The organism is Vibrio sp. 14G-20 (genome assembly GCF_026241515.1).
Lineage (GTDB): Bacteria > Pseudomonadota > Gammaproteobacteria > Enterobacterales > Vibrionaceae > Vibrio.
Window position 1 is genome coordinate 141,188 of the sequence record NZ_JAPHPW010000008.1, and the last position, 12,696, is coordinate 153,883.

Annotated in this window: 10 protein-coding genes; 4 read left to right on the forward strand and 6 right to left on the reverse strand. The window is 44.4% G+C overall.

The features are described 5' to 3' along the window. Positions 1-11 precede the first annotated feature (11 nt). The gene (locus tag OQJ75_RS09560; RefSeq protein WP_265972905.1) at positions 12-1,901 is read left to right on the forward strand and encodes a GGDEF domain-containing protein; all 1,890 of its coding nucleotides are present in this window, start codon (positions 12-14) and stop codon (positions 1,899-1,901) included. Between the two features lie 221 nt (positions 1,902-2,122). Here the strand turns inward: OQJ75_RS09560 and OQJ75_RS09565 are convergent, their stop codons facing one another. Together OQJ75_RS09565 and OQJ75_RS09570 are read right to left on the reverse strand one after the other, a co-directional pair. Beyond that, positions 2,123-2,839 carry a 3'-5' exonuclease gene (locus OQJ75_RS09565; RefSeq protein ID WP_248374632.1) on the reverse strand — a complete coding sequence of 239 codons (717 nt, stop codon included), beginning with the start codon at positions 2,837-2,839 and terminating at the stop codon, positions 2,123-2,125. Between the two features lie 5 nt (positions 2,840-2,844). Beyond that, positions 2,845-4,734: a DUF294 nucleotidyltransferase-like domain-containing protein gene (locus tag OQJ75_RS09570; RefSeq protein ID WP_248374633.1), complete on the reverse strand. Its 1,890-nt coding sequence runs from the start codon at positions 4,732-4,734 to the stop codon at positions 2,845-2,847. A 150-nt stretch (positions 4,735-4,884) separates the two neighbouring features. Here OQJ75_RS09570 and OQJ75_RS09575 point away from each other — a divergent pair, with 150 nt between their 5' ends. Beyond that, the gene (locus OQJ75_RS09575) at positions 4,885-5,526 is read left to right on the forward strand and encodes a porin family protein (protein ID WP_260810761.1); all 642 of its coding nucleotides are present in this window, start codon (positions 4,885-4,887) and stop codon (positions 5,524-5,526) included. 136 nt (positions 5,527-5,662) lie between these two features. Here the strand turns inward: OQJ75_RS09575 and OQJ75_RS09580 are convergent, their stop codons facing one another. The 3 genes from OQJ75_RS09580 to OQJ75_RS09590 form a co-directional block, all read right to left on the reverse strand. Continuing rightward, positions 5,663-6,853, reverse strand: a complete 1,191-nt coding sequence (locus OQJ75_RS09580; RefSeq protein WP_265972808.1) for an amino acid aminotransferase — start codon at positions 6,851-6,853, stop codon at positions 5,663-5,665. 202 nt (positions 6,854-7,055) lie between these two features. Further along, a complete protein-coding gene (locus OQJ75_RS09585) occupies positions 7,056-8,597 on the reverse strand; it encodes an HD-GYP domain-containing protein (protein WP_265972809.1) in 1,542 nt (513 codons plus the stop codon). 251 nt (positions 8,598-8,848) lie between these two features. Continuing rightward, on the reverse strand, positions 8,849-9,148 hold the full coding sequence (locus tag OQJ75_RS09590) for a hypothetical protein (RefSeq protein WP_265972811.1): 300 nt from the start codon (positions 9,146-9,148) through the stop codon (positions 8,849-8,851). 219 nt (positions 9,149-9,367) lie between these two features. Between OQJ75_RS09590 and OQJ75_RS09595 the strand changes: the two genes are divergently transcribed. Both OQJ75_RS09595 and OQJ75_RS09600 read left to right on the forward strand, forming a co-directional pair. Next, positions 9,368-10,771, forward strand: coding sequence for a PLP-dependent aminotransferase family protein (locus tag OQJ75_RS09595; protein ID WP_265972813.1), 1,404 nt, complete (start codon positions 9,368-9,370; stop codon positions 10,769-10,771). Positions 10,772-10,898: 127 nt separating this feature from the next. Further along, positions 10,899-11,105: a hypothetical protein gene (locus tag OQJ75_RS09600; RefSeq protein WP_004734707.1), complete on the forward strand. Its 207-nt coding sequence runs from the start codon at positions 10,899-10,901 to the stop codon at positions 11,103-11,105. A gap of 134 nt (positions 11,106-11,239) precedes the next feature. On the opposite strand, the gene asnS is transcribed toward OQJ75_RS09600, so the two are convergent. Continuing rightward, positions 11,240-12,640 carry an asparagine--tRNA ligase gene (gene asnS, locus OQJ75_RS09605; RefSeq protein WP_265972816.1) on the reverse strand — a complete coding sequence of 467 codons (1,401 nt, stop codon included), beginning with the start codon at positions 12,638-12,640 and terminating at the stop codon, positions 11,240-11,242. Between the last annotated feature and the right edge of the window lie 56 nt (positions 12,641-12,696).

Below are 12,696 nucleotides of genomic sequence, written 5' to 3' on the forward strand. Positions count from 1 at the left end.
TAAAATACACCATGGGCTTGGTGTTGCTGGCTTGCTCAATGCTCCCTGTTTACCTAGCGGGGCAGTTGATTCTCAATAAACAAAACCAAAGTTCTTTAGAGCAAAAAGAAACCAAGCTGGACAACTCTACGACCGGTATTCGTCAAACCGTACAAGAACAAATCAAACTGACGGCGAGCTTAACCCAATGGTATTCGCAAGACCGTTCTCTGATTAAAGCTGGTGGTAATATCTTTTTCTCGAGTGTCGTTTGGGACAAGATGGATAGTTTTAATGCGCTGGCAGAGAGTGTGTCCGCGACTTATATTCTGGACCGAAACTGGAAGCCCATTTATGACAGCAAAGGCAGCTTATACCACTTTGAGCAGAGCCAATTGTTAGAAAGCTTGAAGCGTCCTCAATCGGTTTATGGGCAAGGAAAATTGTTCCACACCGAGTTTACCGAAACTGAAGTGGCGGATAATGCCACTGCCGGTATTGCTTTTGTCGCACCGATTTTACCTTATCGTTTGATTGAAGGTTCTACATACACGCCGCAGGGGTATCTTGTGGTTCTCATGGGTTATGACAGGCTCAACACTAAAGTGACGCCTTTTCTGTATCAAAATGAGTCGGTTGAGTTCAACTATGTTGATTCAACGGATTCTCAATCCTCTGGACAAAGTGCGAACATTATCTCTATCGACAGCAAATTATTTACCGACAACTTGGTGCTGAACGTCAAACATCATATTTCCGACAGTGCGCGCTTATTAGAGATGCAACAAGCTCAGGTGGTTTTTGTCAGAATATTGGTCGCAACGCTTGCCATCGCGATTGTGTTTGTTCTATTCCTGAGCCGCTGGTTCTCAGGGCAACTAAACCTGTTGGCTGAATCTGTTAGGTCGTATTCGCATAACCAGTCACCGGCTCATAGTGTGGATGAGCATCGTTTTACAGAGTTCGTCACACTGAGTCGTTTATTGGAAACGATGTGGTGTCGCATACAACATCAGGTTCGCGAGCTTACCGAGAGCAACGATAAACTCGAAAGATTTAATGTCCAGCTTGAGGACTTAGTTGAAGAGAAAACCAGCAAGTTAACGTATTCGCTCGCGCGTGAAGAATCCCAGAAGCATCGTATTTTGAAGATCGTACAGTTTGCATCATCGAGACAGGCGGCTGAATATCGGTTGATTCCTCAAATGGTCAATGACGAGTTAAAGATATTACTTGCTCAACATTCGATTCAATTTCATTTTAACCGGACTGGCGAGGCTGACTTAATACTCTGTAACTCTCAAGGGAAGGCAATTGGGTATTTTTGTTCAAGTTCATTTGATCTACTCAGTGAAGAAGATCTTCTGATTTTTGACATGTACCAAAAACAGCTAGCAGGTTGGATTGAGCTCGAAAATATTACGCGCATCAACATGCAGACTGGCTGTTTAAACCGTAAAGCTTTCAATGAAGACTTTGAATACAGTAAACGAAACCTTAACCACAATCAAAATCAGATTTCATTGATCATTATTGATCTCAACGGATTGAAAACGACCAATGATATTCATGGACATGAAGTTGGAGATGAGCTGATACTGCGCTGTGTAGACGTAATCAGCCACGAATTAACACCTGCCAGCAATCTATATCGCTTAGGTGGAGATGAATTTGCGGTGCTTACCTTAACGTTTGGTGAGTCGAATTCGCTCAATGTCGCAGAGATGGCTGAGCAGTTGTACATTGCTCAGGAGCAACAAGCAATTGAGACCAAAGCGGATATATCTATTCCTGTCAGATTCTCGATTGGTGCAGCTTCTAGTGATTCAACAGACGTTGAGCAATTGTTCTCAGTCGCTGATGAGAATATGTATCAGCAAAAGCGTCGTTATTACCAAACTTTGTCCGTGGTGGGGAAGTAGCGCTAATCTCGCTGCCAAATAGTTATCACGATTTTCGACGCCCATTAGAGCGAAACTGCTGTGGTGTGAGATTAGAATATGCTTTAAGCGCTTTTGGGAAATGCGTTTGGTTGGCCCTACAGCAGCATAAACCTGGATGACAAAAAGCAATAAAGCCCACTAACGGAAGTTAGTGGGCTTTATGTTTATGCGTTCTGTTTAACGTAAGCCTTAATTGGTAGTTATAGCCAGAAATTCTTCAAAGGCATCTCAGCGTCAAAGTGATGAGCTATCTGTGCTTGGAGAAGCTCAGCGGTCGCAATAGCGTCAGTTAGTGCATGATGTGGTGTGTAGTCGGGCAGGTGGTATCGACGACGACTTTGACCCAGTCTCACTGAAGCTGGCTTCTTACCTTTTAGCTTGTTCCATAAGCCGCCAGCCAGTTTATTTTGGATCTGAGATTCAATCTCTAGCGTGTCGAGGACTGGGAACTCAATGCCTTCACCGAGTCGCACTTTCAATGCGTTATCCAAAAAGTCACGTTCGATACGGCGATAGTGAACCACAGGGATATGTCCCGCCATTGATTCTAAGATCTCGCCCAACACTTCGCTAAGGTCTGGCGCATCAATGATGTCATTGTGAGTGATACCATGAATCACGACAGACTCTTCTTCCAACTTCTGCTTTGGTCTCAGCGTCCAGTGTTTGGCTTGTCGTAAGTAAATGCGATTGAGCGTAAACGGCACTAAGCCAATGGTAATGATACCGTCTTTGTTTGGGTTTAACCCCGTTGTTTCAAAGTCGACAGCTAAGAACATCACTTCTGAAAGTGGCGTATCAGGCGCAGGAAGAGGCTGGCTATAAAAGTGTTTTAAGCGCTCGTCTCTTGCTCGTTCTAGTTTCTGAGCAAACTTAAATGGCCAATCGACCGCAGGTGATCTGAATAGTTTGTTCATAGGCCCTACTTAAACTTATTGCTGGCTTGATAACGGAACTTAAGGAAGTTTTGCGCATTACTTAATATTTGGAATGCATCCTTTAGGTTACGTCGTTCGAAGTCAGACAGGTTCTCTGGTTCAATGTTGTTATCAGGCTCGATGTTGTTGTCGACATCGTGTGCTTGGTGACGAATACGAACCAGAGAGATGAACTCCATGGCGTCTTTTAAATCTTGTGCTCTGCCTTTTGGCAAAATACCTGCGTCGATAATGTCATCTAAACGTTCGAATGAGTTTTTAGAACGAGAAGCGACTGCCAAAGAGTGTACACGAATAAGATCCGCCAGCGGTGCCGTACCACGACGCTTAAGGTTGATCGAGTTGTTGTGACGACCATCTTTCTCCATCACGAAATCTTTGAAGAAGCCCAGTGGCGGAGTGCGGTTGAGCGCGTTACGAGCAAGACACGCCAAGAAGCGGTTGTTCTTACGTGCACGCCTTATGATGAAGCTATTCAATTGCTCAGCCCATTTCAAACGACCATACACGCCATCTAAATCAAAGAAGATAGAGGCGTTCAGCAGCGCTTTCGGGTTTGGATCATCAATCCAATCAGCAAAGCACTCTTCCCATTGTCGGCGTGTCATGCGCCAAGTTGGGTTCGTCGCCATGATGTCACCTGTACAATATACATAGCCACACTGGTCTAAGCCGTCGCAGATGAAGGTTGATAGCTCTTCAAAGTACTTGCCGTGTTTTTTTTCGTCGTAGGTGTCATCAAGAATGATGGCGTTATCTTGATCAGTGACAAGCAGTTGCTCATCACGTCCCATAGAGCCAAGCGCAAGGAAACAATACGGAATCGGCGCTTTACCGAGTTTTTCTTCACCCAGCTCGATAATACGTTGTTTAAAGCTGCGGCCAATTACTGACATCGCGGTGCCAACCATGTGGGCGTTGGCATCTTCATTAACCAAGCGTACAAAGCTGTCTTTTACTTGTTCAGAAAGTACTTTCAGGTCTTCGATACTTTGTTGTTGGAAGATACTACTTACCAACAACAGCGAGTTTTGAGATTCGTAACGTACAATATCGGTTGCTTCGATAATACCAATCGGCTTCTTATCTTTTAGTACTGGCAGGTGATGTACGTTGTAGCGAAGCATGGTCATCATGGCTTCATATACGTAAGCATTGTGATCGAGTGATATAACCTCAGCGGTCATTACGCTAGATACTTCATCCGATGGATCCAGGCCCTCTGCAAGTACACGAGTACAAAGGTCGCGGTCAGTGATGATGCCGATCACTGGGGTTGAGTCATCTTCATCATCTTCAACGATATCGGGATCGATGATTAGCAAAGACGAAACATTATCTTGTGCCATCATGGTCGCAGCTTGCTGAATAGTGCGCGTTTTTTCGATCATCGGCGCTTCGCTGGTCAGCAGAGTTTTGACCTTGGATGTTGTTAGGTCATTAGCGTCGTTGCTGTCTAAGTTCGCCTGACGCAGTCGTGCGTTATCTTCTACTTCGACAAAGTCGGCGAATGAATCATAGTTGTCATAAAGTTCTTGGAAAATAGGCCCGGGGATACAGTAGAGGAGGGTATCTTCAGTCGCTTTAACTGGGAAACGCACCTTGTTGTTGGTCAGCAGGCCCATCTGACCGAATAAGTGGCCTTCATCAAGGCGGTTATAGAGTTCGCCTTTGCGACGGTAGACTTCTACTTCGCCACTTCGAACCATGTAAAAGTCATGAATTTGATCACCAAAGTGAATGATAGGGGTATCTTGGCGGTAATAAGAAATTTCCACGCTACTGGTCACTTTCGCCAACATCTCCTCAGGGAGTTCTGTGAAAGGGGGGTATTGTGCCAGAAAGTTTTGAATCTCTAATAACTCAGCATCCATAATGATCATCCATTGGTTTGTATGATTTCATGGTACAACATTTGATAATATTTTGCCGTCACAAATCAATCTGTGAGCTAAAACCTTTTTAAAGTCTTATGGATAGACTAACCTTTCAGTTAATGGAGTGACAGTTTAAGGATGATAGGAATGTCGAAGTGGAAGCTTAGTTTTGTATCTGCGGTTTTTTTGTTTTCTCCAAGTTTGTGGGCGGACACTAACGCGGCGGATATTCTTGATTATGACCATGTTTATGCCACAGCGCATTCGGGCAGTTTAAATGAAGATGCAGGCAGTAATAACAATGCCTCGTCATATGGATTAGGCGTCGGTTACGCGATGACGGATGATTGGTTGCTGCTGGGAGACTACAGCGCACGCTTCATTCACCCTGATGACACCACAACTCGAATTGATACGCTGATGCCAGGTGTTGGTTACCGTTACAGCATTAAGAAAGATTTAGATATAGTGGCTTACTACCTACTTGGTATCACTAAAGGTAAGGTTGAAGATAATGATACCAACCGAACTGAATCTTCAGACACTGAGTTCATCCAAGGGGTAAAAGCTGAGCTTAACTATGGCTTTGCGAAACGTTGGATTGCCAACGGTAGTGTGCAAGTGAATCGAAGTGATCTGTTTGATGAAGAGATCTATCACTTAGGTTTACGCTATCTAGTGACCAACAAGTTTGCGATTGGTGGATCATACCAACATCGAGATGGTGAAGGTAAGATTCGCAGTGAACGAACTAATGAGTTAGGTGTTGAGTTCTTCTTAGAGTATTAACCTATTGAAGCGTTTAGCGCTTTAACTACAGAACAAGTTGCAGACACAATAAAGCCAGCTTAATTGCTGGCTTTTGCATATCTATTGGTCTGCAAGTGCAGGTTTCTGGACTGCAAATACGGGTTTCGCTTTACGATTAAAGAACCGCAGCGATGCCTTTACATAGAGGACCCATGTTTGACTTAGTCATACCAGCAACACTAATACGGCCAGAACCAACAATGTAGATAGCGAATTCGTCTTTTAGGCGAGTTACTTGCTCTTTGCTTAGGCCAGAGAAAGAGAACATGCCGTTTTGACGTTCGATGAATGTGAAGTCTGCATCAACACCTTCTGATTTCAGGGTTGTTACGAATAGCTCACGCATCTCTTGGATACGGTCGCGCATTTCTGCCACTTCTGCTTCCCATTCAGCACGTAGATCAGCATCACCAAGGATGTGAGTTACTACAGCGCTGCCGTGCGCTGGTGGGTTAGAGTAGATAGAGCGGATGATGCTCTTAACTTGCGAGAACGCTGTTGTTGCTACGTCTACAGACTCTGCAACCAATGTGAATGCACCAACACGTTCGTTGTACAAGCCAAAGTTCTTAGAGAACGAGCTCGCCACTAGAATTTCTTTGTTGTACTGAGCAAAAATACGCAGGCCAACCGCATCTTCTTCAACGCCTTTTGCAAAACCTTGGTAAGCAAAATCGAATAGAGGAAGCAGTTTCTTCTCTGCTACTAGTTTAGCCAGTACTTCCCACTCTTCAGTTGTTGGGTCGATACCTGTTGGGTTATGACAGCAGCCGTGAAGAAGAACGATATCGCCAGCAGAAGCTTTCTCAAGGTCAGCAACCATGCCAGCGAAGTCTTTGTCTTTAGTTTCAGCGTTGTAGTAGCTGTATTGAGCTGTCTCGATACCTGCAGCAGCTAAAACGCCGTTGTGGTTAGCCCAAGTTGGGTTACTGATCCAGATTTTCACGTCGCCCAGTTGGCGCTTGATGAATTCACCCGCTACGCGAAGTGCACCTGTACCACCTGGAGCTTGTGCTGTTTTAGCGCGTTGAGATGTAACGATCTCAGCGTCTGAACCGAAAAGAAGTTTCTGAACCGCTAGACCGTATTCAGCTGTACCTTCAATCGTTAGGTAAGATTTGGTTTTTTCGTTTTCAAGAAGTGCAGCTTCTGCTTTCTTTACTGTTTTAAGTACCGGTGTTTGACCATCTTCATTTTTGTAGATGCCAACACCAAGGTTGATTTTCTCTGCACGAGAGTCTTTTTTAAACTCTTCAGTAAGGCCGAGGATAGGATCGGCGGGAGCAGCTAACACTTTTTCAAACATAATCTTCATCCATGTCAATTGAGAGGGGATAGTATCTATGGGTAGTTATACCTGTATGGAATTTTTAAGACAATACGAAGTGAACAGAAAGGCTAAAAAAAATCCATTTCAATCAGATTTATTGACTAAAGAGGGTATTTGATAACAAAACACCCTACGGATTAACCTATAGGGTGCAAGAAGTTAGTGATTTTTGAATAGATTAAGCGGGTTGAGCAATAAGGCTTTCGCGTTCGAGTTCGCTTGCGATATTTTTGCCATCTTTATAGGTTGCGGCAATTGAAACAAACGCTTGTTCGACGGCCAGAAAAGCTTGGACAACTTGCGGATCAAAATGAGTCCCATTGCCCTCTAAGATAATCTGTTTAGCTTGTTCGTGAGTAAAGGCTGGCTTGTAGACTCGCTTCGAGATGAGCGCATCATAAACATCAGCTAATGCCATTAAACGGCCGGATAACGGGATATCTTCACCAGACAACTGATTAGGATAACCACTGCCATTCCATTTCTCGTGGTGAGTGAGAGAAATCTCCTTTGCGACTCTTAAGAAAGAGCTGCTTCCTAATTGCTTCTCTGCAATAGACAGGGCTTCAGCACCAATTGCAGGGTGACCTTTCATTATCTCAAATTCTTCATCGGTTAATTTACCGGGTTTTAGTAAAACCTTGTCAGGAATACCTACCTTGCCGACGTCATGTAGGGGAGCCGACTTATAAAGTAATTCGATATAATTCGGAGTTAACAAATTAGCGTGTGTTTCCGACTTGCTAAGCTCTTGTGCCAGTACCTTTACGTATTCTTGAGTTCTAAGGATGTGCGCACCTGTTTCATTATCTCTCGACTCGGCAAGTGCAGATAGACTGACAATTGCAACGTCGCGTGTGGTTTTTACTTCGTTTTGCGCCGTCTCTAGGCTATCAAGCATGGTGTTGGTCATTGATGCCATTGAGCCAAGCTCGTTATAGCCGAAAATAGGTAGACGCACGCCAGGTTCACCTAGGGTCACTTTATTTAATGCGCACTCTTGGCTAAGGAGAATACGCTTAACGAGCCTGCTCCATAGCGCCATGATGGTTATCGCATATCCGCCAAGTACTACAGCCAAATAGATGAACTCTTTGATCACGCTGATCTTGCCAGAGCCATCCAATAAGCGGCCAGGGTTATGTTCTAACCAGAAGATGTCTTTAACGGCAACCATCGTTAACATTGTGGTAAGGGTGATAAGAAGCACTATGACCAAACCAATCATCTGTTTAACTAAAGAGCTTCGCTCGCCAATCAGTTGAAAATCAAACTCTCCAGACGCTTCCATTTTATCCATTTGAGTCAACTTGGCGTTGAGTTGGAGAATGGTTCCGGTAAAGAAACCAAACAGGGTCATACCGAATAGCACTTTCGAATTACTATCGATGGTGAAGTCGTAGCTTAGGTTGTAGTAAAGCGCGAAAGGGACACTCGCAGCAAAAAATAGCAAAGTATCGAGCTGTGCGAATCGACCTTGTTCAACTAATGCGTGTTTCGCTAATAGGAAATGGCGAGTTAGCCAAACCAAGACAAAAACGATACTGACTTGAGTGAAAATTTCCAAAGTTGTTAGGGTTTCGAGCATCGGGCATACCCGACTGCCGTAGGTGCCAAAAAGCACGCCAGCGACAACGTATAACTTAGTCGTTAGCGATTGATTATAATTTGAAGTATCCATCGATAAGCCTTTGTTCTCATTCTTATTAGATTTACGCATTCATTGATTCACGACTTTAGAATTACGAATGATTAGCATAACTGGCGTGAATAAGACCGGAAATTCTATCGATAGCTTTCGTGGATTGATACAAGAAACTGGTTTGTGTTAGAGATTTGTTAGCTAGGTGGGGGTTATTGCAGCATTCTTATGAAGATACTTGAATAGCCTCGGTCGAGGTTTGAGGCTATTCAGTCTGCGTTCTGGGTTAGAATCGCGAGTGATTGATTTCGCTATCTACTTTAAAACAATTACTTTTTCAGGTTGATTTCAGCTTCGATAGAACCTGTTTCAATCTCAGGATGAGACGCTAGTTTGTCTGCTGCCCATTGGTTAAGGTGTTTCAGAATAGCAGACACCGCGTGTTTTTCCGTTGGTGCTTGGTCTTGTTCGACATCGATCTTTTGCTTTGGATGTGAGCCTGTAGCATCTTCAGCAATATGAAGCCAATCTGGGTGCCAGTAATATGGCTGGCCGCTCGGTGTTGTCCAACTGTGAACACCGTTTGACTCTCCTTTATAACTTAATTGGTCTGCTTCTATTTTTTTCATTGTTATCTCGCATGTTTTTGGGTTACATCAAATTATTGAGGTAGAAAGCCAACTTAGCTCCTGCCTTGGATACAAACTTAGCAAAGCTTACAAAGTTATCTGTGAACTGATTCACACTATTATAGAAATTAGGTTCATTCATATAGATAGCAGTAATAGTTGTTAGCGTTAGTGATAAAATCTCCGGCTTATTGGAATTTCTCTAGGTAGTACAATTAGATGGCGCGTTATGAAGAGCTTGCAAAGGATATTCGAACTCAGATCGCTAATAACACGTGGCGATCCGGGGAGAAGATCCCTTCTGTGCGCATGAGTTGTCGTAATTACAACGTCAGCAATAGTACTGTTTTACAAGCCTACCAGTTGCTAGAAAGCGAAGGGTGGATTATCGCTAAGCCTCAATCGGGGTATTTTGTTGCGCCAAGATTGGACGGCGTTGATTACGCACAGCCACTCGTTAGTGAAAAGAAAGCCATTAATGACCGCTTATTTGATTTCTTGAAGTCGAGTTCAGCCGAAGGTGTGATTCCTTTCGGTTCTGCATTTCCTGATCCAGACCTTTTCCCTTTACCGACGTTAACTCGAAATCTTGCCAGTGCCGGAAGGAAAATGACTGGCGCCAGTGTGATCAATAATTTGCCACCGGGCAGTGAATCCTTGAGAAGACAAATCGCGCAGCGCTATTTGCAACAAGGCATTACGGTTAATTATCAAGACATCGTGATTACATCGGGTGCTATGGAAGCGCTCAACTTGAGCCTGCAAACGGTCACTAAGTCGGGTGATAACGTCGTGATAGAGTCTCCCGCATTCTATGGCGCTCTGCAGGCTGTCGAGAGGCTAGGGCTTAACCCTATCGAAGTTGATGTTTGCCCAATTAATGGATTGAACATAGAGCAGTTTGAAAACGCACTACAAAACCAAGATATAAAAGCGTGTTGGTTGATGACGACTTTTCAAAACCCAACGGGAACCAGTTTGTCGGAACAGGCAAAGCGCCGTGTGGTAGAGATTGCAGAACAACATGAAACCTACATTATTGAAGATGACGTGTATGGCGACCTTTATTACGAAGGGTATAAGCCGAAGCCACTTAAGGCCTTCGACAAGACCGATTCCGTCTTGCTTTGTGGGTCGTATTCAAAAAGTTTGTGCCCGGGTTATCGAGTAGGCTGGGTTGTGAACACGCGTTTTAACGATGCGATTCAAAAGCTTCAGCTTCTTTCTACGCTATCGAGCAGCGCTCCTGTTCAACTTGGCGTCGCCCATTTCTTAACGCATGAAAGCTACGATAACCACCTTCGTAAACTGCGTAAAAACCTTTTAGTCAGGAAAGAGCGATTTATCGATGTCATTAAGCAGTACTTTCCGCATTCAATTGAGATTGAAGAACCGGCTGGTGGCTACTTGATATGGATTCGTTTCTCTGAAAACTTCGACAGCCAACAATTTCATCAACTGGCTATCGAGCAAGGTATTAGCGTCGCATCTGGCGATCTGTTCAGTGAGCAGGGAAGAGTGGATAACGCGATACGATTGAATTTTTCTTATGAACTCACAGAAGAGAAGGAACAAGCACTCATCTTGCTTGGCAAACTGGCACATCAACTTACGCATTCGTAAAATCTTAAGTCACTCATAAAACTGACAATCATTTCAACTGTACGGGTTGTTTGTGGTGCAACTGTACGCCTTGTACAACAAAGAGTTGTGATTCAATACAGTTAGACCAAATATTGGAGATACCGTTATGTTGAAAATGACTATGGGAAATGAAGTTAAGCTGATTATCGTCGCGATTGTATGTGCGCTTCTGCTTATTCTCGGCCACGTATTGCTGGCAAAAGCATTCGCTGATATGGCGTGGGCGGAATACACCACTGCGGCTATCCCATTCGTTATGATGGCAATCTGCGGTCTCGCAATAAAATACGCTATCGATCAAGATGTAGATTAGCCTTTGAATAACGAATCTCAGATGGTGGTACGCAGAAGCAGCCGTCGTCTCGTTTTATTCCGAACATAAAAAAACCTCCGCAAGTGCGGAGGTTTTTATTTGTTCTTAACTTTTAATTTCGACTAAGGTTCGAATTAGAAGTTTGCAGAGCGTGGTGTACGTGGGAACGGGATAACGTCACGAACGTTGCCCATACCTGTTACGTAAGACACTAGGCGCTCAAAGCCAAGACCGAAGCCTGCATGAGGCACTGTACCGTATTTACGTAGGTCGCGGTACCAGCTCATGTGCTCAGGGTCGATACCCATAACAATCATGCGCTCGTCTAGAATGTCTAGACGCTCTTCACGTTGTGCACCACCGATGATTTCACCGATGCCTGGTGCAAGTACGTCCATTGCTGCAACTGTTTTGCCGTCGTCGTTTAAGCGCATGTAGAAAGCTTTGATGTCTTTCGGGTAGTTTTTAACGATAACAGGTGCTTTGAAGTGCTCTTCAGCTAGGTAACGCTCATGCTCAGAAGACATGTCGATGCCCCACTCAACGTCGAATTCAAATTTCTTACCAGAATCTAGTAGGATTTGGATTGCGTCAGTGTAGTCAACTTGTGCGAAATCAGCGTCTACGAATTGTTCTAGACGAGTGATTGCTTGCTTGTCGATGCGAGAAGCGAAGAACTCAAGGTCGTCACGACGCTCTTCAAGAACAGCAGCGAAAACGTACTTAAGCATGTCTTCAGCCAGTTTTGCTACATCGTCAAGGTCTGCAAACGCAACTTCAGGCTCAACCATCCAGAACTCAGCTAGGTGGCGGCTTGTGTTTGAGTTTTCAGCACGGAACGTAGGACCGAACGTGTAAACTTTGCTTAATGCACAAGCGTAAGCTTCAGCATTAAGTTGGCCAGATACTGTTAGGAAAGTTTCTTTACCGAAGAAATCTTCGTTGAAGTCAACTTTGCCTTCGTCAGTGCGAGGTAGGTTTTCCATGTCTAGCGTAGATACGCGGAACATTTCACCAGCGCCTTCTGCATCAGATGCAGTGATAAGCGGAGCTGAAGTCCAGAAGAAACCTTGCTCGTGGTAGAAACGGTGAATCGCTTGCGATAGACAGTTACGTACACGTGCTACTGCGCCAATCACGTTTGTACGTGGGCGTAGGTGAGCAACTTCACGAAGGTATTCGATAGAGTGACGTGTCTTAGCCATTGGGTAAGTGTCAGCGTCTTCAACCCAGCCTACAACTTTAACGTCAGTTGCTGCTAGTTCGAAGTCTTGACCTTTCGCAGGAGACTCAACAATCTTACCAGTTACTTCAACAGAGCAGCCAGTTGTTAGCTTTAATACTTCGTCTTCGTAATTATTAAGATTATTAGGAACCACGGCCTGAATCGGGTCGAAACAAGAGCCGTCATAAATGGCAAGGAAAGAGATTCCAGCTTTGGAATCACGACGTGAACGGATCCAGCCGCGAACAGTTACTTCACTGTCTACCGCTAGCTTGCCGCCAAGTACGTCTGTTACAGGCGCGTAAGTCATGTTGATTTCATTCTCCATTGAGGGACAAATTCAACTCAAAGTCTCTGGCATTGCTG

What these genes read in the sequence shown, in the direction of transcription:
- OQJ75_RS09560 (WP_265972905.1), top strand. Translation starts at nt 12, where the DNA reads ATGGGCTTGGTGTTGCTGGCTTGCTCAATGCTCCCTGTTTACCTAGCG.
- OQJ75_RS09565 (WP_248374632.1), bottom strand. Translation starts at nt 2,839, where the DNA reads ATGAACAAACTATTCAGATCACCTGCGGTCGATTGGCCATTTAAGTTT.
- OQJ75_RS09570 (WP_248374633.1), bottom strand. Translation starts at nt 4,734, where the DNA reads ATGGATGCTGAGTTATTAGAGATTCAAAACTTTCTGGCACAATACCCC.
- OQJ75_RS09575 (WP_260810761.1), top strand. Translation starts at nt 4,885, where the DNA reads ATGTCGAAGTGGAAGCTTAGTTTTGTATCTGCGGTTTTTTTGTTTTCT.
- OQJ75_RS09580 (WP_265972808.1), bottom strand. Translation starts at nt 6,853, where the DNA reads ATGTTTGAAAAAGTGTTAGCTGCTCCCGCCGATCCTATCCTCGGCCTT.
- OQJ75_RS09585 (WP_265972809.1), bottom strand. Translation starts at nt 8,597, where the DNA reads ATGCGTAAATCTAATAAGAATGAGAACAAAGGCTTATCGATGGATACT.
- OQJ75_RS09590 (WP_265972811.1), bottom strand. Translation starts at nt 9,148, where the DNA reads ATGAAAAAAATAGAAGCAGACCAATTAAGTTATAAAGGAGAGTCAAAC.
- OQJ75_RS09595 (WP_265972813.1), top strand. Translation starts at nt 9,368, where the DNA reads ATGGCGCGTTATGAAGAGCTTGCAAAGGATATTCGAACTCAGATCGCT.
- OQJ75_RS09600 (WP_004734707.1), top strand. Translation starts at nt 10,899, where the DNA reads ATGTTGAAAATGACTATGGGAAATGAAGTTAAGCTGATTATCGTCGCG.
- asnS (WP_265972816.1), bottom strand. Translation starts at nt 12,640, where the DNA reads ATGACTTACGCGCCTGTAACAGACGTACTTGGCGGCAAGCTAGCGGTA.